Origin of the sequence: Paenibacillus cellulositrophicus (genome assembly GCF_009363095.1) — a bacterium.
Lineage (GTDB): Bacteria > Bacillota > Bacilli > Paenibacillales > Paenibacillaceae > Paenibacillus_AQ > Paenibacillus_AQ favisporus.
In genome coordinates this window covers 1734500-1759574 of the sequence record NZ_CP045295.1, presented here as the reverse complement: position 1 = coordinate 1759574, position 25075 = coordinate 1734500, and the positions used below count along the sequence as shown (strand labels likewise).

Below are 25075 nucleotides of genomic sequence, written 5' to 3'. Positions count from 1 at the left end.
TGATCGGCATATAAGAGGATGGTATTTAATCATGGCAGCAGCAATTACTTATGAGCATATTAAAACGTGCAAGCAATCGGGAGCCCGGCTGGGACGTGTGCACACGCCGCACGGTGTGATCGAGACGCCGACCTTTATGCCGGTTGGAACGCTGGCCACGGTCAAGACAATGAGCCCGGAAGAACTGAAGGAAATGAATGCGCAGATCATTTTGAGCAACACGTATCATCTGTTCCTGCGCCCGGGCCATGACATTATCCGCGAAGCCGGGGGACTGCACCGCTTCATGAACTGGGACCGTCCGATTCTGACGGACAGCGGCGGATTTCAGGTGTTCAGCTTGAGCGAGATGCGTAAAATTACCGAAGAAGGCGTGCATTTCCGGTCCCATTTGAACGGAGACAAGCTGTTTCTGTCGCCGGAAGTGGCCATGGAAATTCAGAACGCGCTCGGTTCGGACATCATGATGGCTTTTGACGAATGTCCGCCGTATCCGGCCGAGTACGACTACGTCAAGAAGTCCCTGGAACGCACGACCCGATGGGCCGAGCGCTGCCTGAACAGTCATGCCAGACCGCATGATCAGGGGCTCTTTGCCATCGTTCAGGGCGGCATGTATGAAGACTTGCGCAAACAGAGCGCACGTGATTTGACTTCCATGGATTTCCCGGGGTATGCTATTGGTGGACTCAGCGTAGGAGAGTCCAAGCAGCTGATGTACGAAGTGCTGGATTACACCGTTCCGCTGCTTCCGGACAACAAGCCCCGCTATTTGATGGGCGTAGGGTCGCCGGATGCACTGATCGAAGGCTCCATCCGTGGCGTGGACATGTTTGACTGCGTCCTGCCAACACGGATCGCCCGGAACGGAACGACCATGACCAGCCAGGGACGGCTAGTCGTTCGCAATGCGCAATACGCCAGAGATTTTGGCCCGCTTGACCCAGCATGTGACTGCTATACTTGCCGGAACTATTCAAGAGCCTATCTGCGGCATTTGATCAAAGCGGATGAGACCTTCGGACTCCGTTTGACCACTTACCACAACCTGCATTTCCTCATCAATCTGATGAAGCAGGTGCGCCAGGCCATTATGGAGGACAGGCTGCTTGATTTTCGCGATGAGTTTTTTGAACAATATGGGCTTTATGACAATGATAAAGGGTTTTAAGCTTCAACAGCAGTATTGTATTTGAAAGGGGGGAAAAGCATATGTTCAACCAAACTCAAACCTTTGAATTTGCAGCTGGTGCTGGCGGCTCCGGAGGAGGCGGCATTGTCGGCTTGATTTTACCGCTCGTCCTGATGTTCGCGATTTTCTACTTCCTGTTGATCCGTCCGCAGCAGAAGAAACAGAAGACCCGTACTTCCATGCTGAGCTCATTGAAGAAGGGGGATAAGGTCGTAACGATCGGCGGCCTGCACGGAACGATTATGGAAATTACGGACGATATCGTGGTCCTGCGGGTGAACGACGTGACGAAGCTGACCTTCGATCGCGGTTCCATCAGCCACGCGGTTAGCTCGAGCTCCGGCGAATCTGAGAAATCGTCCTAAGACGATCCGGGTACTACCGGGGAGAGCGTTCATAAGCAACATTTCCAGTAAGACCAGGCACATCACATAACGATAGCGGCAGAGGGAGCTCTGCTGCTGTCGCCGATGTTCATACTTACGGATGACAAAAGGCTGCACAGCTTGTCTACGGACAAGGGTGCAGCCTTTTTGTATTAGAGATCGGATACGATGGGCTTTACATTTTGCTGCTTCGGGTGCGCAAGCCTCTGTCCCCAGTAGATCCCGGCGGAAGCGGCAAGCAGACCGAGCAGGGTACCGGCGACCGAATCCGTCAGCCAATGGATGCCGAGGTAGAAGATGCTGAAAATGATGATGACGGCGCTGACCAGCGTCATGAGGGCCAGTCGGCGATTCCCCGAACGGATCCCGAGCACCAGCATGGTGATGGAAATCGAAGTGTGGAGGCTTGGAAAGCAGTTGTTAATACCGGATAGCGGCCGGTACGCCTGTTCGAATTTCGGAAAAACCTCAAGCATGTAGAATGACGCGCCGGATGGCGGAAAGGACCAAACCTCGTTCACGGGAAAGAAGAGGTAAAACGGGATGGCCACCGCATAATTGATGAAGACGGCTATGCAGGCAGCCATGAGAAAGGCTTTGTTCCCGTCGGCCGCAAAGATTCCAAGCATAGCGATCAGTAAGGATTGGAACACCACTACGTAAAAAAATACCGATACGGGCGTAATGTAAGGGCTGTGAAAAAACTGCTGCAGGTGCTGTACGAAATGCCCCTCGATCCCGAATACCCATGGGGTGAAGTCTTGCTTCACATGCATGGCTGCTTCGATTTGCAGTTCGTACCTGTTGAACAGGAGGATCGCAGCCATCAAAGCGAATAGACCCAAAAATTTGCGATTGATCCCAAACTCCCGGATCAGCAGCCATCCGGCCCTCAGAGGGTTGCGCAGGGTGCCGAGCCAGATCAGCCCGATCGCCATAACAAGCGTTGCTGCCGAAATATAATTCATAGAGTCATACAACACGTCGGGGACGTCCTCCTCTTGCTTTAAGTGCACTTAGTGTAGCACATGCGAGAGTTTAATGGTTACGATTTGTTTTTTAAATTCACCCCGAACATGCCCCCGATGGCTCCCGAAGCAATAACGGCTGCGATCAACAGCAAATCTCCAAGCCGAAGGCTGCTGTCAAGGGCCAAAAATCCGATCATGATGATCATGAGACCGTACAAAATGCCGGTTAATCCGCCCTGGTACCAACCCCGTCTGCCTGAACGCTTCCCGGATACAAGACCTCCAAATGCTGCGGCGACAGCATGAACCACGTAAATGTAGCGGGACAGGCTTTGTTCTTTCATGCCGCTTGACCACAACAGGAAAGAAAGAATAAGCGCCCCGACCATCATCCAGAAAAAGGAATAATACAGTCCCGACAAAGTGGGATTGGAGATCCGAAAAGAGAACAGGCGACGGATCAAATGCATAAGAGAACCCCCTTCATAGTTCCACAATTTAATGTAAATTTATGTGACGGCTTGCCCCAGTAGTACAAGTAATTTTCCAATAATTTATCGCTCCGGCTTCTGAATGTCTGTGTTCCCAAAAGGTCAAAATATCCTTAATTGGCATGATGAATGGCACAGAAAGGAGCGGGTGGCCGTGATATCCGATATACTGATTCCTGTTTTCCGAACCGTCCTGATGTACTTTGTCATCTACCTGACCCTCCGGATCATGGGCAAGCGGGAGATCGGGAAGCTGTCCATTTTTGACCTGGTCATCTCGATCATGATTGCTGAAATCGGCGTTTTTGTGCTGGAGGATACGGAGCGTCCGATCACGGACGGACTCTTTCCGATGGCTACGCTTGTCTTGATTCAGATCACGATTGCTTTCATCAGCTTGAAGAGCCGGAAAATCCGCCTGTTATTCGAAGGAAAACCGGCCATCCTCGTATCGGGAGGGAAGCTCAACCGTGAAGAAATGAGGAAGCATCGGTATAATCTGGACGATTTGCTTCTTCAATTGCGCGGGCGAAGTATCGAAAACGTGGCGGATGTGGAATTTGCGATTCTGGAAAACTCCGGGCAGTTGACGGTTATTCCTAAATCCAAACGGAATGAAAAAAGAGAAAAGTACGACATGCCCGTTCCCCAGGAGAAGTCAAATCGAAACGGCAAACCACAAGGCCCCGCCGGCAATGCGTTAGCCATTTCACGTTCAGAGGACACCGCCGGCAAGCCGAAACAGACTTATAGAACCCCATATGCCGATCCGTCCCGGGTCCCGGCGAGAAACCGCAGTAAAAAAATTCTAGTTCCCAGCGGAAAATTTACCTATGGCATACTGCCGATCCCGCTCATCATGGACGGAAAAGTACAGGACGACAATTTGGAGCGGCTGAACAAAAATCGCTTCTGGCTGAAAAATCAGATCAGACAGCAGGGAATCAAAGAGTTTAAAGACGTGTTTCTCTGCTCTATCGACCATAAAGGCCGGCTTTACATCGACCGCAAATAAGACGGAAATTTCCGTGCTGCGGATCAGGCGGCAGGTGTCTTGGGGTTTCTTGGATTTCTAGGTTTGAACCATTTTTCAAGGTAGGGCATGCGGGACAGATCTCGCAGGGACACCAGCTTTAAAGCAAACACGGCGGCCAGAAAAGCGATCATGCCTATAGACATGGCTGCCAAAAAGCGGATCCAAACGATTCCTCCCAGTGGCAGATGGAGATAGCCGTATTGGGTAATGCCCGTCATGATGATCATGGCTCCCGACAGCTTCAGCAGATCGAACATCCGGAAACGGTAGGCGAGCAGCCGGCTGACGCTGAACCCGTGCAGGAACGTGACCACGATGCTGTTGATGATAATCGCGATAACGGCCCCGTAAATGCCGTACTCCGGCTGGGAGGACAGGTACCAGATCAGGAACAGCTTGAGGACGGCTCCGATCAAGGTGTTGAACAGGGCGCGGCTTGGCCGGTCCAGCGCCTGCAGGGTGGCCTGAAGCGGTGCCTGAACGTACAGAAACAGCGCAAATGGCGCCATCGTGCGCAGCATGTTGGAGATGTCCGCATTGTTGTACAGCAGCAGGCACAGCGGCTCTGCAAGGACATACATAATGACGGCAAAGGGGGCGCCGGTGACGAGCGCGAGCCGGATCGTCTGGTTTAACCGTTTGTGGATCGTAAGCTTGTCTTTGCGGGCGGCGGCTTCGGACAGCGAAGGCACAAGCGAGACCGCGAGGGACGAGGTCAGTACGCCCGGAAGCAGCAGCAGCGGGATGACCATGCCTTGCAGCGCGCCATACTGAGCGGTTGCTACAGCAGTGACGACACCGGCGAGCGCTAGGCTCTGGGCTGTAATAATCGATTCAAGCAGGTAAGAAAAAGAGCCGACCAAACGCCCGGCGGTGACCGGTACGGTAATGCCAAGCAGGCGTGGAAACAATCCGCGGCTGACCTGGCTGCCGGAACTGTCTTCAAGGCCGGCTTTTTTGTGCTGCTGTGCTTTCTCTCTCCGGGCTTGCCTGGACGACAGCCAGTTCTCGTCCCTGTGGTACTGCCACAGCAGGGCGAGCAGCCCGAAAAATTCTCCGGCCATCACGCCAAGCATCGCTCCGGCAGCCGCATAAGCTATTCCTTTTGGCAACAGCAGGTAGGCGAACCACAGCGTGCACACGATCCGAAAAACGGTCTCGATAATCGAAGAGGTCGCGGACGGAATCATGTTCTGCCTTCCCTGGAAATAGCCGCGGTAGACGGACGAGATGGCCACGATAACGAGCATGGGCGTCATGCTGACAAAGGTGTAGTACACGCGGGAATCCGTTATAATCGTTGTCGTGATCCAAGGGGCCAGCCACAGGCATAAAGCCATAAACAGCACGCTGAGACCCACTGTCAACCCAAGGCTGACCCGCAGGACATACTTTGAATTTTGCGGTTTGCCTTCGGTTTCCGCCTCCGACACCAGCTTGGCGATCGCCAGCGGAACCCCCCCTGTGATCAGCGTCATAATCACCAGGAAAAAAGGATAACCCAGCTGATAAATCCCCACCCCTTCGGCGCCGATGATCCGGGGCAGGGCGATGCGCGGTATAAACCCGAGAATGCGGTTCACGATGCCGGCGGCAAGCAAAATCATCGTGCCTTGGATAAAGGTTTGCTTTTTGATGCCTGGATTTTTAGGATGCTTGTTCAATTGTCCACTCCCTCTTCCCGTGTCGAAGCTGTGCTGCCACTTTTGGTAATGTCAGACCTGTGTTTAATGGATATGCAGAACCTGTCCCAACTCATTCATCCTTTCCGGTAACATTTGGACAAAAGAAGGAATCGAAGGCGATGGGGTCGAATACAGAACAAATCAATGCTACAATGGACTGTAGGACATCCAGAACAGATCATGTGTGGAAAGAGGCAATCGAGAGGAGGCCGTAGAGTGAGCTCTGAGGAAATGAACGACAGGCAGCTGGAGGAAGCGATTGAATCGCTCTGCCGCAGCAAGGCGGAGGAATTCAGACTCGTCGGCTACGAGCATGTAACCAGCAAGGACATTTGGAACTGCGTCAGCGTCAAATACGAGAAGGAAGGGATTCCTCCGCTCTACATGCTGGTTAACGATATACTCTCTTTGAAAGTGATGACGTTTATGAATTTTATGACCATATCCGCATATAAAGGATCCACTTTCGATTGAAAGGGATCTTTTTTTCTGCTTGTGTTAAATGGGATGAGGGAAACTGTGAAATCGGAAAACGACAAATATTGATAAATTGACTGCCTTTTGGCGCATGGCTATAATAGGAATATTGAGAACGAAAGGGGAACTAGGAACGGCATGAAAAGAATTGTCACTTTCATCATCGTCGTGCTCGTATCGATTGCGGTCATGGCTGGGACAAGCCCTGCGCTGCTCGACAACGTACGACTCGGTCTCGATCTTAAAGGGGGCTTTGAGATTCTGTATGAGGCCCAGCCGCTGGAACAGGGGCAGAAGATTACGAGAGAGTCCCTCATACGGACGGCGGAAAGCTTGGAGAAACGCGCCAACGCGCTCGGAACGAGCGAGCCTGAAGTGACCACTGAGGGCACGAACCGGATCCGTCTGAAAATCGCAGGCGTGACGAACGAAGCCGATGTCCGTAAGAAAATGAAGGAACCGGCGTCGCTGACCTTCCGCAGTGCGGATGGATGTAAGACTCCCGAAGCGGGGAAGGACGGCACGGTAGATCCGAAGGATCTCTATTGTAAAATTGAACTCGTCGGAAGCGATTTCGTGGAAAACGGTGCACAGGTGGGTTATAGCAACCTGAACGAGCCACAAATCGATATCAAAGTAAAGGATAAAAAGAAATTTGCCGACGTGACCAAACGTTTGCTTGGCAAAGAGCTTGCCATTTTCCTGGATGATACCCTTTTATCCGCTCCAACCGTACGGCAGGAGCTGACGGACGGTAAAGCATCGATTTCAGGCAATTATACGATTGACGAAGCGAACCAGATCCGCGATACGATCAACCTCGGGGCGCTGCCTTTGAAGCTGACGGAGAAATACTCTCAGAGCGTAGGCGCAACGCTGGGCATGCAGTCTTTGCATAAAACGATCGAAGCGGGCATCATCGCTTCTATCCTGATTCTGATCTTCATGATCGGTATGTACCGCCTGCCGGGTATCATCGCCAGCTTTGGACTGATTGCCCACACCTGGCTGCTCATTCTCGTCTTCGTCTGGGCCGACTTTACGCTGACCCTGCCGGGGATCGCGGCGTTTATTCTCGGTATCGGGATGGCGGTTGACGCCAACATCATTACGAATGAACGGATCAGGGAGGAAATGCGGAACGGCAAGAGCGTCATGTCTGCGGTCAAAGCAGGGAACAAGTCGTCCTTCCGTACGATTCTCGATTCCAACATTACGACCATTATCGTCGGAGCGGTTATGTTTGCCTTCGGTACAGGCGCCGTCAAAGGCTTTGCGCTGGTACTGATCGTGGAAATCGTACTCAGTATTCTCACGAATGTGTACTTCACCCATTACCTGCTCAGCCTTTTGGTTAAAGCCGGCGTGCTGAAGAAGCCGAAGCAGTTCGGGGTAAAGGAGAGTGATATTCGTGCACTTTAAAAAAGATTACGATTTTATGAAGATGAGCAAGTACGCGTTCATCTTCTCCATCGTCCTGACGATTGCGGGAATCATTACCCTTTCCGCTTTTGGATTAAACTACGGCGTTGATTTCCAAGCAGGCTCCAATGTGGACGTCAAGCTGTCGAAGAACGTGACGAAGGCTGAAATTGAGCCGCTGCTGGACAAGATCCACCTCAGCGACGGTGCAACGGTTGCTCCTGGGGACAAGCGGGTCAACATCCGTTTTACCAAAGAGCTTAACGAAGATCAGAGTGAACAGCTCAAATCGGCGATCCAAGAGTTGGATAAAACAGCATCGTTCGAAATCAACACGGTCGATACGGAAATGGCCAAGGAGCTCGGGCGGAATGCCATTTACTCGGTTCTGATTTCCTGTATCGGGATTATCATCTATGTAAGTATCCGGTTTGAATGGCGGTTCGCCCTGGCGGCCATCGTGGCGTTGCTGCATGACGCCTTCATGGTCGTGGCTGTTTTCTCGATCTTCCGGTTGGAAGTCAGCCTGACGTTTATCGTGGCGGTATTGACCATCATCGGTTACTCCATTAACGATACGATCGTTATTTTCGACCGGATCCGCGAAAATCTGCGTTTCGGCAAGCAGAAGACCAAAGACGATTTGAAAGCTATTATGAACAAGAGCGTGAGCCAGATGCTCATGCGCTCCTTGTATACGGCGCTGACGGTGTTTATTGCGGCCTTCTTCCTGTTCCTGTTTGGCGGGGAATCGATCAAGATGTTCTCGTTGGCGATGGTTATCGGGCTGTTGTTCGGGGCGTATTCTTCGATCTTTATCGCCAGTCCACTGTGGCTCGTATTCAAAAGCAAACAAAAGACCAGTGCCAAGCCAGCCAAACCTTCCAAGGCGTAACCTTGTGAAGCGAATGTTATGAAGGAAAGCCGCGTCTGATTGGGCGCGGCTTTTCCGCTGGAACTTATCTGACTTTATCTAAACTTATTGTCGTGAATGTCATATCTTTTTCAAACAACAGATCAGAATCGGTATTCAGATTGCCGGGGGGAGGCTTTCATGAGTATAGAGCGTTCAAATCCATCGGGTACCGTCGCCTGGACGGGAATTGCCGGTGAACTGTTACTTGCCTTGTTCAAAGGCGTGGTCGGATATTTTACAGGGAGCAAGGCACTGCTGGGAGATGCGCTGTATTCCGCATCGGACGCAGCCGGCGCACTGGCCCGGCGCATTCCATGGCGGACGTCGTCAAAGCTCCGGAGTGCGCAGCAGTCTGATCTGCGGGCCGGAAGAACAGAGCCGATTCTGGCGATTTTGTTTTCGGTTCTTGTGCTGATGGGCGGATTGCAAATTGCCGTAGCGGCGGTCCGGGACCTGGCTTCAGGCCGTGTGCAGACACCCGGGCAGTTTACGCTGATTGCGATACTCGTCTCGCTTGCGGTCAAAGAAGCGCTCTTTCAGTTCCAGTACCGCCAATCCAAGAAGCAGGGTGACGGCATGCATACGGTGTACGCCGACAACCACCGCTTCAGTTTGTATTCGTCCATCACGGTATTGATCGGCGTCATTCTGGCGATGGCCGGCAGCGCCTTTCAGTGGTCCATGCTGCAGTATATGGATTCCATCTCGGCTCTGATCGTCGCGGCGCTGCTGCTGCGCAGAGGCTACCGCCTCATCGTCAGCTCCGTGTACGGACAGCTGGTGCAGGAGACCGAGCAGGAGGACGCGATTAATTTTATTGATACGGTGCAGCGGGTTCACGGCGTCATTACGGTGGATGACCTGAAAGCATCGGAACAGGGACACTACATTACGATCGATTTGAAGATCAGTGTCAATCCGCGGATTACCGTCCAGGAAGGCGCCGAGATCGCTGACCGGGTCAAGAAGCTTCTGATGCACCGTTTTTTGCATGTCAGCATCGTAAATATCCAGGTCGTCCCTTATGATCCCGGTTATCCGTACAAGTCGAACCATCATCTGACGGATAATGAGCAGCCGACACTGCTCCAATAGCTTGCTCATGACGTATACGAACAGAAGACGGGGCGGGGAAAGAAAGGTGAAGACGATTGTTTGATTCAAAATATGAATGGCGGACTTCCGAAGCGGATCCGGAGAAGGCGGGACGGCTGGCACAGGAGCTGTCGGTTTCTCCTCTGGTAGGTTCGCTGTTGGCGGCCAGAGGAATTAACAGTGCAGAGGAAGCCGCCATGTTTTTAAACGGAAGCCTGGACGCATTGCATGATCCGTTCCTGCTGCTCGGCATGAAGGAGGCTGTTCCACGGATTCAAAAAGCGGTCGAGACCGGCGAACATATATTAATCTACGGGGATTACGACGCTGACGGTGTGTCGAGCACTTCGCTCATGATTCATTTCATGCGCTATCTTGGAGCGTCCTACGACATCTATATTCCGCACCGCTCCAATGAGGGGTACGGACTGCACAACCATGCGCTGGATTGGGCGCATCAGCAGGGGGTCAGCCTGATTATCACGGTTGACACCGGCATCAGCGCCGTCGAGCAGATCGCGTATGCCAACTCGCTCGGGATGGATGTGATCGTCACCGACCACCACGAGCCTCCGGAAGTGCTACCCGACGCCTATGCGCTGATCAATCCGAAGCAGCCGAACTGCCCGTATCCGTTTAAAGGCCTGGCCGGGGTCGGGGTGGCTTACAAGCTGACCCAGGCGATGCTCGGCCAGCCGCCGGTGGAATGGACGGAAATCGTGGCCATCGGTACCATTGCGGACTTAATGCCGCTGAGCGGCGAGAACCGCATCCTGGTCAGCCGCGGCTTAGAGCAGATGCGCAGCTCTGCGTTTCCGGGGATCCGCGCCCTCATGGAAGTTGGGGGCATTACGATGCGGAATGTTACATCGATCAATGTCGCCTTCGGCATGGCCCCGCGCATTAATGCCAGCGGCAGGCTGGATCATGCAGGATCGGCCGTAGCCTTGCTGACGACGGAAGACGAGGATGAGGCATTAAGATTGTCCCATGGGCTGGATGAACTCAATAAGGAGCGGCAGCAGGTGGTCGACGATATCGTCCAGGAGGCGACCAGCCAGCTGCTGGCCAAGACCGATGGAAGTCGGGTGCCCGACGTGATCGTGCTGGCAGGAGAAGGCTGGAATGTGGGCGTCGTCGGCATTGTCGCTTCTAAAATTTTGGAACGGTATTACCGCCCGGTCATCATATTGGGTATAGATCCGGATACCGGCATGTGCAAAGGGTCAGCCCGCTCCATTCCGGGGCTCGACATCTATGAGGCGCTGACCTCCTGCAAATCGCTGATGGACCATTACGGCGGCCATCCGTCCGCTGCGGGCATGAGCCTGCACAGGGATCAACTGGATGCCTTCGAGCAGGCGCTGAACGAATATGCCGCCGGGGTTCTGACCGAATCCGATTTTATACCCGTCGCGGCATCAGACGGAGAGTGGCGGTTGTCGGACGTTCCCTTGTCAGTCATCGATGAGATGGAAATGCTGTCGCCCTTCGGTATGGCCAATCCTGTGCCCAAATTTATTTTTCGAAACTGTAGGCTGCTCGAGACCCGGAAGATGGGACGTGACAGCAAGCACCTCAAGCTGGTCGTTCAGCAGGACGGCATCCGCCTTGAAGTGGTCGCGTTCGGCAAAGGCGAGCTGGCCGAAGTGTTGACGGAAGGCGCGGAGCTCGATCTGCTCGGCGAAATGAGTGTCAATGAATGGAACGGTTCGCGCAGACCGCAGCTGATGCTGCAGGATCTGAAGCTTACGCAGCCGCAGGTGTTCGACCTGCGCGGATCCAAGGATCCTTGGCAGGAGATCGATCGGGTCAGTCAGCTGATTGGATCGCATTTCAGACTGGGGCCGACGCAGGTGGCGGCGGTGCTGGAACGGGAGATTCTGGATCCGGCAAAAATCCGTTTGAATGAATCCACCCTTTGGGTATATGATAAGAATGCTGAAATTTTGGCGTATCATCCGAACGAGGAGCGGTCCGGCCAGGACGACGTGACGACGCTGTTCATGCTGAACGCGCCGGAGACGCCGGAGCAGCTGGATGCGGTTCTGTTTTCTTTTCCGAAACTGTCCAACGTATTTCTGCTTCATCAGGTACATAAGAGGGAGAGACTCGCTGTGCCGGACAGGGACCAGTTCAAGAAGCTCTATATATTGTTATCAAGAATCGCAGCCGAGCCCGTCCAAGAAGAAACCGCCTTATCGAGGCTCAGTCAGCAGGCATCGTGCAGCATCCGCATGGTGACGAAGATGATGGATGTGTTCGAGGAGCTTTCTTTTATAGACAGGCAGGAAGGCCTTATCCGTTTTATTCCTAAACCGCCCAAGCGTGATTTGGCTTCATCCCGCCATTTCCTTGCGCTAGGGAACTTGGCGGAAATGGAACAGCATCTGCTGTATGCCAGCACGCCGCAGGTCACGAGCTGGTTCATTTCCCGCATGCAGGGAGCTTCGTGACCGGGGATGATTGGTCGAAATGAATGCTTACGAGGGTCCGTGTCATTTCGTGACCTCAAGCAACGCTTACGGAGTCCGTTTTACTTCGTAAAAAGGAGCAACGTTTACGAAGTCCGTTTTACTTCGTAAAACCAAGTAACGCTTACGGAGTCAGTTTTACTTCGTAAAACTCTAGAAGGAGAGATTATGTTGAATTACAAAGATTATATCCGGGTGATTCCGGACTTCCCGGTGGCTGGAATCAGTTTTAAAGATATTACGACCCTGCTTCAAAACGGGGAAATGTACAAAAAGGCCATCGATGACATCAAGGCCATGGTGTCTCACCTGAAAATCGATGTCATTGCCGGTCCGGAAGCCCGGGGCTTCGTCGTCGGGGCGCCGCTTGCATACGCGCTGGGCGTCGGATTCGCACCGATCCGCAAGAGCGGCAAGCTGCCTTACGAAACGATTGAAGTCGGTTATGATCTCGAATATGGCAAGGATAAGCTGGCCATGCACACCGACGCGATCAAGAAAGGCCAAAACGTTCTGATCGCTGACGATCTGCTTGCCACAGGCGGAACTATCTCCTCATCCGTAAATCTGGTTAACCAACTGGGCGGCAACGTGGTTGGGGCGGCGTTCATGATTGAGCTTGAAGCTTTGAAGGGACGCGACAAGCTGCCTGGCGTGGAAGTATTCTCCCTCATGTCCTACGAAGATTAAAAACCGGGAGTTCGTTTCCCGGGAAATAAACGAAGAGCTGTTTGAAGTCGAAATGACTTTCAGGCGGCTCTTTTTTGTTGTTGTGATTGGATTGCCGGCGCCCTTGTGCACTCAGTATATAGTTGAGTCCACTTACAATAGGAGTGGGGGGATTATGCTCACATGAAGGAGCAACATTGATTTCGTCTCATCAGGCTTGAACGCAGGTTGGCTGTGGAGCGACAGAGTTTGCCACTGCAATATATTGAGCTTTTGTTGAAAAGTGGCTGCATTAGGAAGGGAGCTGGATTAATCCGTTTGGGAAAATAACTCCACTTTTTTTAATAAATATGAAAAATATCTTTTTTATTTTTATGCGGTTTGCTATAATCTGCCTAAAGCAGGAAACACATGCTTGGAATCATCTTTTATGATCAAAGGGGAGGCCATTGCTAATGAGGAAACAGGGAAGAGGTAGAAGTAGAGGATTTGTTCTGACTTTGCTGTCTGTCATGCTGTTGTCGGTCGTACTCAGCGCTTGTGGAGGAGGAAATAAGGCAGATGCTCCGCCATCGCAATCCTCCGAACCGCAGCCGTCCACCGAGACGAAGAGCAGCGATCCGGTCAAGCTGGAGTTTTGGACCATCGCGCTGCAGCCTACATTCACGGACTACTTCAATAAGCTCATTGCCGATTACCAGAGCAGTCATCCGGGCGTCACGATCGATTGGAAAGACTATCCTTATGACGCGGTGACCAACAAGCTGCTGACCAGCATCGCCAGCGGCAACAGCCCGGACGTCGTGAACCTGAACACCGAATTTGCCAGCCAGATGGGCTCCAAAGGAGCCGTGCTCGATTTGAACGGATTCCTGACGGATGAAGAGAAGGGAGCTTATTTCGACGGCATCTTCAACTCCACCGTTATCGACGGCAAGGCTTATGCTTTACCTTGGTATACAGGCACCGAGGTGCTCTTTATGAACACGAAAATCGTGAAGGAAGCCGGCCTGGATCCGGCGAATCCACCGAAAACGATGGAGGAGCTGGCCGATTGGGCGCGCCAAGTGAAGGCGAAAACCGGTAAGCTCGGATATTCGCAGCAGTTCGCCTCGAAGCTGCTTCCGGTAAACGGTATTCCGATTCTGAATGATGACAAAACGGCCGCAGCCTTTAACACACCTGAGATGACCAGCATGATCGAAACGATTCAGAAAAACATCGCCGACGGCGTCATCATGAAAGAAGACGTTCCGTTCACGAAGCAAATCCAATATTACTCCGGGGAGCAGGTAGCCTTTGAGCTGGCCGGTCCGACTTTTATCAACTTCCTGAAGACTTCGGCTCCGGACGTGTATAAGAACACGATTGCCGTACCGCTGCCGACCGGAAAAGCCGACGTCCGCTTGTCCAACTCCATGAACCTGGTCGTTCCGGCCAAGTCGAAGCATCAGAAGGAAGCGGTCGAGTTTGCGGTCTTCGTAACGAATGCCGAAAATCAGACGTCGTTCTCCAAAGCGGCCAACACGCTGCCGTCCACCAAGGAATCGATCAAGGATCCGTTCTTTACGGAAACCGACAAGTCGTTGGAGGCGGAAGCCAAGATCGCTTCGGCCAACAGCTTGGATAAGGCGGTCGACTACATGGTCGGCGTGCCGAACGCAGGGGATATCAACTCCGCCATCGCCCGCGGTCTGCAGAAAATTTTCCTGAACGGGGCTGATGTCAAAGCGACGGTGGATGCAATGGAACAGGAAGTCAACGGGGTGCTTAAGAAGTAAGGAGCCCTTTGACGGAAGGCGTGCGGGGGGACTGGGTTCCCCCGTACATTCTAGTTAGGTGGTGATCACAGAGTGTACAAATGGATGCGGTCGGAGTCATTCACGGCATGGGCTTTTATGGCCCCGGGACTTCTGGTTGTCGCTGTATTCGTATTTTGGCCTATTATTTACGGTATCCCGTTGTCCTTCACGGACTACTCGGTTATTTCCGAAACGCATTATGTCGGTGTCGATAACTTTGTGAACGCGTTTAAAGACCACAATTTCATCATTTCGCTGTGGAATTCGCTGCTGTACGTGATCGTCGTTCCGATCATCCAGATTTTGTCCATCCTGATGGCGATTCTGGTCAACGGGAAAATTCCGGGCGTGAAGTTCTTCCGAACCGCTTATTATATTCCGGTCGTGACCTCCATGGTCGCCGTGGCGCTGATCTGGAGCTGGCTCCTGAGCAACAACGGGGTCGTCAATTTTCTTTTGATTAAAGTAGGAATCATCAGCGACCAGGTATCCTGGCTTGCCACCAGCAATACAGCACTGTTCGTGCTTATGTTCATTACGATGTGGAAGGGCCTGGGCTATTACATGATGCTGTACCTGGCCGGACTCCAGGGCATTCCTTCGGATCTGTACGAAGCGGCGCGGGTGGATGGAGCAAGCAGGCTGCGCCTGATCCTGAACATCACGATTCCGCTGCTGAGACCCCACATTTTATTCTGTACCCTGATCTCTTTGATGGGGGCGATCCGCGTCTTTGACGAGGTCTATATTTTGACCAAAGGCGGACCGGGTACGTCAACGCTGACATCGAGCGTCTATATTTTCCAAAAAGGTCTGGAACAGTTCAACTTCGGGTACGCCTCGGCGCTGGGGCTCATCGTCAGCGTCATTATCGCCGTATTCAGCGTGCTCGTGTTCCGATTTAACCGGAAAGGCGGTGTCAATCCATACTGATGATAGCGAATCGTGGGATGAAGCAAGTGAAGACAGGGGTTCGGCTGACGATCGTCTATGTTTTGCTGGTCGCGCTGGCTCTGTTTATGATGGGACCGTTTCTCTGGCTGCTCAGCGTGTCTTTGATGCCGGGCAAAAACGTGTTCGCCAACCCGCCGGCCATCCTGCCGACGTTCATTGACTTCGACAATTACGTGAAGGTTTGGCAGTTCATGAACTTTCCGAAGTATATCTATAATACAGTCGTGATCACGGTGCTCGGGGTTGTGACGAACGTCGTTCTCTCCAGCCTGACCGCGTATCCGCTGGCGACCTTTCGCTTCAAAGGAAGAGATCTTGTGTTTACCTTACTGGTGGCCACGATGATTATTCCGTCTTCGACAGCGATGATCGTGCATTATCTGACGATTCAGTCCCTGCATTTAACCGGGTCTTTTCTGGGCGTCGTACTGCCTTCGGCCGTGTCGGTATTCAACATCTTTTTGATGCGCCAGACGTTTCTCGGGATTCCTTCGGACGTGCGGGATTCGGGAAAAATGGACGGTGCCTCCGAGTTCCGGATCTGGTTGCAGCTGATCCTGCCCTTGGTAAAACCGGCGATCGCGGTCATTTCGCTGCTGGAAATGATGGCGTTCTGGAACAACTTCCTGTGGCCGATCGTTGTGCTGGACGATCCGCAGAAGTATCCGCTCGCTGCGGCGCTGACGTTCCTGAACGGCCAGTTCTCCTACAATTTCGGATGGATTGCAGCGGGAACGATGATCTCGGTGCTGCCGATTATTATCGTGTTCCTGTTTACCCAGCGTTACTACATGGAAGGCATGGCCGGCGCGATCAAAGGGTGAAATGGGCTAATTTACGCTAGGAAAGGAAGCTTGCAGACATGGAGAAGAGTCACAAACTGGTGTTCGTCCCTCTAGACGAACGTCCCTGCAACTATGAATTCCCGTATATGCTGGCGCAGGGAACCGAGTTTGAGATGGTCCGGCCGCCGATGGACATGATGGGTCTCAAAAAGCGCCCGGGCGATACCGAAAGGTTGTGGGCCTGGCTGGAACAGGAGGCCGCTGACGCCGACGGGGCCATCATCGCCATAGACACGCTGCTGTACGGCGGCATCATCCCGTCGCGCCTGCATTATCTGAAGCCGGGGGAGCTTGCAAACCGGGTGGACCGGCTGCGTCGGCTGAAGGCACGGAATCCGAACTTGCGGCTCTTTGCCTTTCAGCTGATCATGCGCTGTCCGCAGTATTCGATCGCCGATGAGGAGCCGGATTACTACGGCGACTGGGGCCGGGAAATCTTCCGCAAAGGCTTTATCAGCCACCGGCAGGAGCTGGGGCTGGCCACGGCGGAAGAAAGCATGGAACTGGCCGAGATCGATACCCGGCTGCCCGCTGATGTGCTGCAGGATTATCTGGACCGCAGGTCGGTGAACATCGAGGCGATCGGCCGCGTGCTGGATGTGATTGCAGACGGCGGCATTGATTTTATGATTTTCCCTCAAGACGATTCGGCGCCATACGGTTATACGGCCAAGGATCAGCAGAAGGTCAGAGTGCAAATCTCTGAGCTCGATGTGGAGCTGCGGGCGTACATGTATCCCGGCGCCGATGAGGTCGGATGCACCCTGCTGGCTCGCATGGTCAACGAAATCAAGGGAAGCACGCCGCTCATTTATCCGCGACTTGCGGCGGTTCAGGGAAGCTTCGTCACACCGCTGTACGAGGACCGGTACTTCTATGAGACGCTGAAGTATCAAATCATGGCGGCGGGCGGCTTAATCGGTTCCGGCTGCAATGAGTCGGATTTGGTGCTGCTCGTGAATACGCCAGGTGAAACGATGGTCGAAGCCGTATCCCAGGCGCACCCGTTCTTCGGTTACGACATCAACCGGAACATTATCGAGCTGGTGGAGTACGGGGATTACGTGATGCGGGTCCAGAGCAAGCCGGCAGCTGTCGCCGATGTAGGGTATGCGAACGGCGGCGATTTGAAGCTGGTGAAGCTGCTGCGGCAAAAAGAAATGCTGTTTAACCTGGCGGGTTATGCCGGATGGAATACGAGCTCCAATTCGCTGGGAACGGTCATTTCACAATCCATGCTGTACCTGCATTATGGCAGGACGCAGGAGCATCTTGACTTTCTGGCGCTGCGGTATGCCGAGGATGTCTGCTATTGCTCGGGTGTCCGGATGGAGCTGAACGCCGGTCTGGTTGAGCAGTTGGGGCTTAGCGTGTTCGAACTGGACGGCCAGCGCGGTGAAGTGTCCAGGCTGGTCAAGGAACGCCTTGGGGCAATACTGGATCAGCGCATTAACAGCGATCAAGGGGTGGTGGAGATCACGGATTGCTTCATGCCCTGGAACCGTACCTTCGAAGTAGGACTACAAGCGCGTTTTCATGCGAAACCGCCGATATATAGATAATAGTGGCTTTGATAAGTCACATAAAAAGACGAGAGAGGGTGGACATACTGGAGCCAATACTGCAATCTCTGCGATACTGCCTGATCGCATCCTGCCAGGCGCTGCCGGATGAGCCGCTGCACGGTGCGCACATTATGGCCCGCATGGCCAAGGCCGCCGAAGAAGGCGGAGCGTCGGCGATCCGGGCCAACGGGGCGGACGACGTCCGGGCGATCAAGGCCGCGGTTTCGATCCCGGTCATCGGAATCATCAAGCGGGAGTATGCGGGATCGGACGTTTATATTACGCCTACGCTCAAGGAGGTGGAGGAGCTGCTTGAGGCTGGTGCGGACATGATTGCTTTTGACGCCACGGGACGTAGTCGGCCCGGCGGAGCCCGGCTGGAGGATCTGATCCAGCGGATGAAGCAGGCGGGCGTTGCCAGCATGGCGGATGTTTCGACGCTGGATGAAGCCGTTCATGCCGCTTCCCTCGGCGTCAGCTGCGTATCGACGACGCTGTCGGGGTATACGGATTATTCGCCGCAGCTCGAAGGTCCCGACCTGAAGCTGGTTGAAGAAGCGGCGGCCCGGCTGAGCATTCCGCTCATTGCCGAAGGTCGGATTCACGAGCCTTACCAGGTCGAGGAGGCGCTTAAGCTCGGTGCACACGCCGTCGTGGTGGGCGGGGCCATTTCCAGACCGCAGCAGATCACGCGGCGCTTCTCGAACGCGGCCCGGAAGGCAGCCCAGTCGCTGAGAGCATGAGTAAGACGGGCGTCCACTGAATATGACTGGTTAATAAGGAAAGGAGCGTGGATAACGTTGATTCAAGAGCTGGTGGCTGATGTCATTATCATCGGCGGAGGACTCGGCGGAACGTCGGCCGCCCTGGCGGCGGCCAAAGCCGGGATGAAGGTGGTCGTGACCGAGGAGACCGATTGGATCGGAGGGCAGCTGACCTCGCAGGCGGTTCCTCCCGATGAGCACCGCTGGATCGAAAGCTTCGGCTGCACGGCATCCTACCGGGAGTTCAGAAACCGGGTCAGGGATTATTACAAACGCAACTACCCGCTCAACGAGCAGGCGCTAAACGACCCGGAACTCAATCCGGGGAACGCCTGGGTCAGCAGGGTGGCGCATGAGCCGAAGGTTGCTCTGCAGGTGCTGGAGGATATGCTGGCCCCATACGTGAACACCCGCCGGATTCAGGTGCTGCTTAACTCGCGCCCTGTTCACTGCGAGACGGCAGGTGATCAGGTGGCGTCGGTAACGGTGGAGAAGACAGATGGGCAAACCAGGTATAAGCTGAGAGGCGCGTATTTTCTGGACGCGACTGAAACCGGAGAGCTTCTTCCCCTGGCCGGTGCGGAATATGTGAGCGGAGCTGAGGCGCGCAGCGAAACAAACGAGCCGCACGCGCTGGAGCAGGCCGATCCGCTTGATATGCAGTCCATCACCCATGTGGCGGCTGTGGAATACATCCCAGACGGAAACTTTACGATCCCAAAGCCGGACAGCTATGACTTTTGGCATGAATACAAGCCCTCATTTTCCACTTATCCGATCTTAAGCTGGTATGCGAACGAAGCCGAGGATACGTCCAAATTGCGGCAGTTTACGATGTTTCCGAACGATCAAGGGATAATGTCGCTGTGGGATTACCGGCGGATCGTGGACCCCTCCCTGTGGCGCGTGCCGCTAAGCGACGGCGAGGTGACGCTGCTTAACTGGCCGATGAACGATTATTATCTGGGGCCTGTGATCGGCGTATCGGAGCAGGAGCGCAAGCGTCATCTGGAGGCGGCCCGCGGGCTTACGCTGTCGCTTGTGTACTGGCTGCAGACCGAAGCTCCCCGGCTTGACGGGGGATACGGGTATCCAGGCATCCGGCTGCGCGGCGACGTACTCGGCACGGAAGACGGCTTGGCGAAGTCCCCTTATATCCGGGAGTCGCGGCGAATCCGTGCGCAGTACACGATCACCGAGCATGATGTCAGCCAGGAGCTTCGCGGCGCTAATGGAATCAAGCGGTATGAGGACAGCGTCGGCGTCGGAAGCTATTATTTGGACCTGCATCCGACGACGGTGAACCAGCGGGCTTTCTTTATTCCGAACTATCCTTATGAAATTCCGCTCGGATCGCTGATTCCGGTACGGATGACCAACCTGCTTCCGGCATGCAAAAATATCGGCATGACGCAGATCGCCAATGGCTGCTACCGGCTGCATCCGACGGAATGGAACATCGGCGAATCCGCGGGACTGTTGGCCGCTTACTCGGTGATGCACGGCATTCCTCCGCGTGAAGTAAGGGCCTCGGCAGCGCATTTATGCGATTACCAGGCGATGCTGGAGCGATATGGGGTTCAGCTTCACTGGCCGGAAGGGACATTGGAAATGTAGATGCCCTGTTTGAGGCCATAAAAATACGAAAAAGCCGGACGGCATCTTTCGGATGCTTGTCCGGCTTTCTTGCATATGCTTTTCATATTAGGGTTGGCGGTTATACTCTCTTCCGATCCCTTGCCACTCAATCCGGAATTTTCTCCACCAGCTCCTGCTCCTTGCCGCCCGGTTCATTGGACAGCCCTGTGACCTCAATCAGCTTAAAGAACAGGCTGAGCACGATGCCCACGACCGTGGCGAGCGCCATGCCTTTAAATTGAACGGGGCCAATGTTGAGCTGCACGCCGCTGATGCCGACGACCAGAACCAGCGTCGCCAGGATCATGTTGGTCGGCTTGGAGAAATCGACCTTTTGCTCAACGAAGATCCGCAGACCGGAAGCGGCGATGACGCCAAACAGCAGCAGGGATACACCGCCCATGACCGGCGTCGGAATGTTCGCGATAACCGAAGAGACCGTGCCCGAAAAGGACAGCAGGATCGCGATGACGGCCGCGCCGCCGATGACGAAGACCGAATATACTTTGGTCAGCGCCATGACGCCGATATTTTCCCCGTACGTCGTGTTCGGCGTGGAGCCGACAAAGCCGGATAGGATGGTCGAAATGCCGTTACCCAGCAGCGAGCGGTTCAGGCCCGGGTCCTTCGACAAGTCTTTGCCCACGATGTTGCTCGTTACTAGCAGGTGGCCGATGTGCTCGACGATGACGACCAGAGATACCGGGATGATGGTCATGATGGCGGCCCAGTTCCAGCTTGGCGTGGTGACCGTCGGCATCGTGAGGAAGTGGGCGCTGGCGATCGCGTCCTTATTAACCATGCCTGGCATAAAGAAGGACAGGACGTATCCGACGACGATACCGATCAGAATGTGGATGATCTTCGGAAATCCGCGGAACAGGACCGCACCGATGACGGTTACGCCAAGCGTCGTCATGGATAAAATAATGCTGTTCGTGTCATAGGTCATCGCGCCGGAAGCCGCGTCTGCCTTCGGAAGAAGTCCGGCCATGCCTGCCGCAGTCGGCACCAGCTCCAGTCCGATCGTGGCGACGATCGCGCCCATGGCGGCCGGCGGGAACACGACGTCGATCCAGCCCGTACCCGCGAACTGGACGATCAGGCCCACGATGACGAAGATGATACCCGTAATGATGAAGGCGCCCAGGGCCAGCGGGTAATTTTCCTTCGGATTGTTGCCGAGCACGGCCAGCACCGGAGAAATGAAAGCAAAGCTGGAGCCCAGATACGCCGGAATCTTAGCCCGGCAGATCAGGATGTACAGCAGGGTGCCGATCCCGTTCATCAGCAGGATCATGCCCGGATCGACGCCGAACAGGTTCGGCACGAGCACCGTGCTTCCGAACATGGCGAAGAGGTGCTGCAGGCTGAGCAGAAAGCCCGGTCCCAGAGGAAGCCTTTCATTGACTTGAATTTCGCGTTGCAATTCGTTCACTCCCATACGTGATTTCGTCCATATCATTAAATTCATTCAATCTAATTTATCTGGAATTATGACATTTTTCAATCTTTTTTTTCACTCCCGGGGCGCAATTTGGCCAAAAAACTTGTTTGTTGTTCCCAGGCTTCCTGTTCCTGGCAGGAAATGTTGACGTAACGCCGTTCAAGCGTCATAATTATATAAAATCATTACATGACAGAACCTGCAAAGATGGATTATGACGCGGGTTCTATTTTATATAGAAGGGAAACGGAAACGACTAGAATGGGCATAGAGCGATTACTTGAAAAGGCTGGAGCCTATATAAAAGAGCCGGATTTGGACCGCATCAGGGAAGCCTATGAATTTGCGGAACAGGCCCATCACGGTCAGGTGCGCAAATCAGGCGAGCCTTATATCCTGCATCCGCTTGCGGTTGCAGATATTGTCGTGAACTTGATGATGGATACGACCTCCATCGTCGCCGCGCTTCTTCATGACGTGGTCGAGGACACGACCGTATCGCTCGAGGATATCCGTACCCGATTTGGCGCCACCTGTGCCATGCTTGTCGATGGACTGACCAAGCTGGAGCGAATCCAGTTCCGTTCCAAGGAAGAACAGCAGAACGAGAATTACCGTAAAATGTTTATCGCCATGGCGCAGGATATTCGTGTCATCGTCATCAAGCTGGCCGACCGCCTGCACAACATGCGTACATTGAAATACCAGTCCGAGGAGAGTCAGCGGCGGATCGCTTATGAGACGCTCGAAATTTTTTGTCCGATTGCCGACCGTCTCGGTATTTCAGCGATCAAGAGCGAAATGGAGGATTTGTCGCTCCGTTACCTCAATCCGCAGCAGTATTACCGCATCGCCAACCTGATCCACAAGAAGAAGGCTGAGCGTGAGCAGTTCGTCGAAAACGTCATCGTCCGGATCCGCGAAAAGCTGGAGGAAATGGGCATTGAGGGCGATTTGTCGGGACGTCCGAAGCATATCTACAGCGTCTTTAATAAAATGACGACCAAAAACAAGCAGTTCAACGAAATCTACGATTTGCTCGCGATCCGTATTATTGTGGATAACATTAAAGACTGTTATGCCACCCTGGGAATTATTCATACGCTGTGGAAGCCGATGCCGGGCCGGTTCAAGGACTATATCGCCATGCCGAAGGCCAACATGTACCAGTCGCTTCATACGACCGTAGTCGGGCCTAACGGTGAGCCGACCGAGGTTCAGATCCGGACCTGGGAAATGCACCGGACCGCCGAGTACGGGATCGCGGCCCACTGGGCTTATAAAGAAGGTACAACCGCCGTCGGCGGCAACTTTGAGAATAAAATGACCTTTTTCCGTGAGATTCTGGAGCTGCAGCATGAAGCCAAGGACGCTTCGGAATTTGTGGAATCGCTCAAAATGGACTTTTTCTCGGATCTTGTTTTTGTATTTACGCCAAAAGGCGAAGTCATTGAGCTGCCTTCCGGCTCGGTGCCGCTGGATTTTGCTTACCGGATTCATACGGAGGTCGGAAACCGGACCATCGGGGCCAAGGTGAACGGGCGGATCGTACCGCTGGATCACCGTCTCAAAACCGGGGATATCGTCGAGATTTTGACGTCCAAGCATTCTTACGGACCGAGCGGCGACTGGCTGAAGATCGCCCAATCCTCGCATGCTCGAAGCAAGATCAAGCAGTGGTTCAAGAAGGAAAAACGGGAAGAGAACGTGGAGAAGGGTCGCGAAATGGTCGAGCGCGAGCTGAAGGGCCGCGGCCTGGACATCTCTGAATGGATGACCGACGAGAAGCTGCTGGAAGTGGCGAAGAAGTTTTCGTTCAACGATATCGAAGACATGCTGTCGGGCGTCGGCTTTGGCGGCATCACCGCAGCACAGATTTGTACCCGCCTGACGGAGCGGCTCCGCAAGGAGCAGGAGGAAGCCAGCCTGCTGGAGCTCACGACCGAGAAGAAGGAAATCAAACCGGCCGAGAAGAGATCGCGCCCGACCAACGGCGTTCGGGTCAAAGGAATCGACAACCTGCTCGTGCGGTTCGCCCGCTGCTGTAATCCGGTGCCCGGCGACGATATCGTCGGTTACGTTACCCGCGGCCGCGGCGTATCGGTGCACCGCGCGGACTGTCCGAACATTCCGGCGTCGGGCGACGGTGAAGAAGCCGCACGCGTGATCGAAGTCGAGTGGGAAACCGAGATCGAGGCGAATTACAGCGTCGATATCGAAATTACGGGACATGACCGGAACGGGCTGCTGAACGAGGTGCTTCAGGCGGTATCGGAGAGCAAAACGAACATTTCCGCGGTGACCGGGCGCTCGGACAAAAACAAAATGGCCCTCATCCACATGACGATTCTGATCCGCAACACCGATCATTTGCAGTCGGTCGTGGAACGGATCAAGCGCGTCAAAGATGTGTACACCGTACACCGGATCATTCAGTAAGAAGCCTGGGAATGCACGTCGCACACCTGAGTATTCATTGATAGCTCCCAGGTGCCCAGGGGAGCGGAACAAGCGAAGGAGCGTAGAGAGACAGCATGAAAGTGGTTGTACAGCGCTGTAAGGAAGCGCAGGTAACGGTAGATGGGGAGGTCACGGGGGCGATCGGCCAGGGGCTGATGGTGCTCGTCGGCGTGACCCATGAGGACACGGAGAAAGACGCGAAATATTTGGCTGATAAGGTTGCCGGACTGCGCATTTTTGAAGATGATGAGGGGAAAATGAACTACAGCGTCATGGAAGTTGGCGGGGGCATACTGTCCGTGTCGCAGTTCACCCTGTACGGCGACTGCCGCAAAGGCAAACGCCCGAACTTCATGGCCGCGGCCAAACCGGATATCGCGGAGGGTTTGTACGAACAATTCAACCGCGAGCTCAGAGACAAAGGGCTTGAGGTCGCCACCGGCCGGTTCGGGGCGATGATGGACGTCACCTTTACCAACTGGGGGCCTGTCACGCTGATTATCGACAGCAAAGGGGCATAGAAACGGTAAATATCGGGCAAAATAGGGATGAGCATCCGCCATTTATATACACATAAGGAGTTCATCCAATATGCGCCAATCCGTTCAGACCCAAACGCTGCAGTCGCTGCCGCTTGCGCCGGTCGCCTCGCTTCACGAGGCCGCCAAGACGATGCAGGCCGTACGGGAAATCCCTTTTCCCTTATGGACCTTGTACACGAAGGGAATCGGCCGGCAGCAGACCATCCGGTAGTCGGCCAATGATTGTTTCAAGTAAATAGACCCG

General features: G+C 54.0%; 22 protein-coding genes. 18 read left to right on the top strand and 4 right to left on the bottom strand.

The window, feature by feature from the left end:
• Window positions 1-31: 31 nt before the first annotated feature.
• Both tgt and yajC read left to right on the top strand, forming a co-directional pair.
• Complete coding sequence (tgt, locus tag GCU45_RS08030) at window positions 32-1171, top strand: tRNA guanosine(34) transglycosylase Tgt (RefSeq protein WP_145157692.1); 1140 nt, start codon at window positions 32-34, stop codon at window positions 1169-1171.
• A 41-nt stretch (window positions 1172-1212) separates the two neighbouring features.
• Window positions 1213-1557: a preprotein translocase subunit YajC gene (gene yajC / locus GCU45_RS08025; RefSeq protein WP_152398583.1), complete on the top strand. Its 345-nt coding sequence runs from the start codon at window positions 1213-1215 to the stop codon at window positions 1555-1557.
• Window positions 1558-1730: 173 nt separating this feature from the next.
• On the opposite strand, the gene GCU45_RS08020 is transcribed toward yajC, so the two are convergent.
• Both GCU45_RS08020 and GCU45_RS08015 read right to left on the bottom strand, forming a co-directional pair.
• Window positions 1731-2561: a phosphatase PAP2 family protein gene (locus GCU45_RS08020; protein ID WP_152398582.1), complete on the bottom strand. Its 831-nt coding sequence runs from the start codon at window positions 2559-2561 to the stop codon at window positions 1731-1733.
• A gap of 62 nt (window positions 2562-2623) precedes the next feature.
• On the bottom strand, window positions 2624-3019 hold the full coding sequence (locus GCU45_RS08015) for a TIGR04086 family membrane protein (RefSeq protein ID WP_105441542.1): 396 nt from the start codon (window positions 3017-3019) through the stop codon (window positions 2624-2626).
• Between the two features lie 175 nt (window positions 3020-3194).
• Between GCU45_RS08015 and GCU45_RS08010 the strand changes: the two genes are divergently transcribed.
• A complete protein-coding gene (locus GCU45_RS08010; protein ID WP_425281271.1) occupies window positions 3195-4055 on the top strand; it encodes a DUF421 domain-containing protein in 861 nt (286 codons plus the stop codon).
• Window positions 4056-4078: 23 nt separating this feature from the next.
• Here the strand turns inward: GCU45_RS08010 and spoVB are convergent, their stop codons facing one another.
• Entirely contained in the window at window positions 4079-5713 is a 1635-nt protein-coding gene (spoVB, locus tag GCU45_RS08005; protein ID WP_152402897.1) for a stage V sporulation protein B, read from the bottom strand.
• Between the two features lie 279 nt (window positions 5714-5992).
• On the opposite strand from spoVB, the gene GCU45_RS08000 reads away from it, so the two are divergent.
• From GCU45_RS08000 to GCU45_RS07945, 12 genes are all read left to right on the top strand, one after another.
• Window positions 5993-6235: a post-transcriptional regulator gene (locus GCU45_RS08000; RefSeq protein WP_076177013.1), complete on the top strand. Its 243-nt coding sequence runs from the start codon at window positions 5993-5995 to the stop codon at window positions 6233-6235.
• Window positions 6236-6376: 141 nt separating this feature from the next.
• Window positions 6377-7660, top strand: a complete 1284-nt coding sequence (gene secD, locus GCU45_RS07995; protein ID WP_152398581.1) for a protein translocase subunit SecD — start codon at window positions 6377-6379, stop codon at window positions 7658-7660.
• Window positions 7650-8555, top strand: coding sequence for a protein translocase subunit SecF (gene secF / locus GCU45_RS07990; RefSeq protein ID WP_152398580.1), 906 nt, complete (start codon window positions 7650-7652; stop codon window positions 8553-8555). Before secD ends, secF begins: the two co-directional genes overlap by 11 nt.
• A gap of 159 nt (window positions 8556-8714) precedes the next feature.
• Window positions 8715-9671: a cation diffusion facilitator family transporter gene (locus GCU45_RS07985; protein ID WP_152398579.1), complete on the top strand. Its 957-nt coding sequence runs from the start codon at window positions 8715-8717 to the stop codon at window positions 9669-9671.
• Window positions 9672-9727: 56 nt separating this feature from the next.
• Window positions 9728-12127 carry a single-stranded-DNA-specific exonuclease RecJ gene (recJ, locus tag GCU45_RS07980; RefSeq protein ID WP_152398578.1) on the top strand — a complete coding sequence of 800 codons (2400 nt, stop codon included), beginning with the start codon at window positions 9728-9730 and terminating at the stop codon, window positions 12125-12127.
• 189 nt (window positions 12128-12316) lie between these two features.
• Complete coding sequence (locus GCU45_RS07975) at window positions 12317-12835, top strand: adenine phosphoribosyltransferase (protein WP_152402895.1); 519 nt, start codon at window positions 12317-12319, stop codon at window positions 12833-12835.
• 434 nt (window positions 12836-13269) lie between these two features.
• Window positions 13270-14595 carry an ABC transporter substrate-binding protein gene (locus tag GCU45_RS07970; RefSeq protein WP_076176989.1) on the top strand — a complete coding sequence of 442 codons (1326 nt, stop codon included), beginning with the start codon at window positions 13270-13272 and terminating at the stop codon, window positions 14593-14595.
• 72 nt (window positions 14596-14667) lie between these two features.
• Window positions 14668-15549 (top strand): carbohydrate ABC transporter permease, encoded by an 882-nt coding sequence (locus GCU45_RS07965; RefSeq protein WP_152398577.1) that lies wholly within the window; start codon window positions 14668-14670, stop codon window positions 15547-15549.
• 86 nt (window positions 15550-15635) lie between these two features.
• Window positions 15636-16394 (top strand): carbohydrate ABC transporter permease, encoded by a 759-nt coding sequence (locus GCU45_RS07960; protein ID WP_374954578.1) that lies wholly within the window; start codon window positions 15636-15638, stop codon window positions 16392-16394.
• Window positions 16395-16432: 38 nt separating this feature from the next.
• Window positions 16433-17977: a DUF4127 family protein gene (locus GCU45_RS07955; protein ID WP_152398575.1), complete on the top strand. Its 1545-nt coding sequence runs from the start codon at window positions 16433-16435 to the stop codon at window positions 17975-17977.
• Window positions 17978-18015: 38 nt separating this feature from the next.
• Window positions 18016-18723 carry an N-acetylmannosamine-6-phosphate 2-epimerase gene (locus tag GCU45_RS07950; RefSeq protein WP_373309571.1) on the top strand — a complete coding sequence of 236 codons (708 nt, stop codon included), beginning with the start codon at window positions 18016-18018 and terminating at the stop codon, window positions 18721-18723.
• A gap of 57 nt (window positions 18724-18780) precedes the next feature.
• Window positions 18781-20361, top strand: a complete 1581-nt coding sequence (locus GCU45_RS07945) for an FAD-dependent oxidoreductase (RefSeq protein ID WP_244364473.1) — start codon at window positions 18781-18783, stop codon at window positions 20359-20361.
• A gap of 127 nt (window positions 20362-20488) precedes the next feature.
• On the opposite strand, the gene uraA is transcribed toward GCU45_RS07945, so the two are convergent.
• Window positions 20489-21811: a uracil permease gene (uraA, locus tag GCU45_RS07940; protein ID WP_152398573.1), complete on the bottom strand. Its 1323-nt coding sequence runs from the start codon at window positions 21809-21811 to the stop codon at window positions 20489-20491.
• 279 nt (window positions 21812-22090) lie between these two features.
• On the opposite strand from uraA, the gene GCU45_RS07935 reads away from it, so the two are divergent.
• The 3 genes from GCU45_RS07935 (at window position 22091) to GCU45_RS33740 (ending at window position 25042) form a co-directional block, all read left to right on the top strand.
• A complete protein-coding gene (locus GCU45_RS07935; protein ID WP_116229360.1) occupies window positions 22091-24268 on the top strand; it encodes a RelA/SpoT family protein in 2178 nt (725 codons plus the stop codon).
• 95 nt (window positions 24269-24363) lie between these two features.
• Window positions 24364-24810, top strand: a complete 447-nt coding sequence (gene dtd, locus GCU45_RS07930; protein WP_145023269.1) for a D-aminoacyl-tRNA deacylase — start codon at window positions 24364-24366, stop codon at window positions 24808-24810.
• A gap of 70 nt (window positions 24811-24880) precedes the next feature.
• Entirely contained in the window at window positions 24881-25042 is a 162-nt protein-coding gene (locus tag GCU45_RS33740) for a hypothetical protein (RefSeq protein ID WP_163879807.1), read from the top strand.
• The last annotated feature ends 33 nt before the right edge of the window (window positions 25043-25075 follow it).

Bases quoted from the DNA above. Each gene is read 5' to 3' on its own strand.
- tgt (WP_145157692.1), top strand. From the start codon at position 32: ATGGCAGCAGCAATTACTTATGAGCATATTAAAACGTGCAAGCAATCG.
- yajC (WP_152398583.1), top strand. From the start codon at position 1,213: ATGTTCAACCAAACTCAAACCTTTGAATTTGCAGCTGGTGCTGGCGGC.
- GCU45_RS08015 (WP_105441542.1), bottom strand. From the start codon at position 3,019: ATGCATTTGATCCGTCGCCTGTTCTCTTTTCGGATCTCCAATCCCACT.
- GCU45_RS08000 (WP_076177013.1), top strand. From the start codon at position 5,993: ATGAACGACAGGCAGCTGGAGGAAGCGATTGAATCGCTCTGCCGCAGC.
- secD (WP_152398581.1), top strand. From the start codon at position 6,377: ATGAAAAGAATTGTCACTTTCATCATCGTCGTGCTCGTATCGATTGCG.
- GCU45_RS07985 (WP_152398579.1), top strand. From the start codon at position 8,715: ATGAGTATAGAGCGTTCAAATCCATCGGGTACCGTCGCCTGGACGGGA.
- GCU45_RS07970 (WP_076176989.1), top strand. From the start codon at position 13,270: ATGAGGAAACAGGGAAGAGGTAGAAGTAGAGGATTTGTTCTGACTTTG.
- GCU45_RS07960 (WP_374954578.1), top strand. From the start codon at position 15,636: ATGATGGGACCGTTTCTCTGGCTGCTCAGCGTGTCTTTGATGCCGGGC.
- GCU45_RS07955 (WP_152398575.1), top strand. From the start codon at position 16,433: ATGGAGAAGAGTCACAAACTGGTGTTCGTCCCTCTAGACGAACGTCCC.
- GCU45_RS07935 (WP_116229360.1), top strand. From the start codon at position 22,091: ATGGGCATAGAGCGATTACTTGAAAAGGCTGGAGCCTATATAAAAGAG.
- dtd (WP_145023269.1), top strand. From the start codon at position 24,364: ATGAAAGTGGTTGTACAGCGCTGTAAGGAAGCGCAGGTAACGGTAGAT.
- GCU45_RS33740 (WP_163879807.1), top strand. From the start codon at position 24,881: ATGCGCCAATCCGTTCAGACCCAAACGCTGCAGTCGCTGCCGCTTGCG.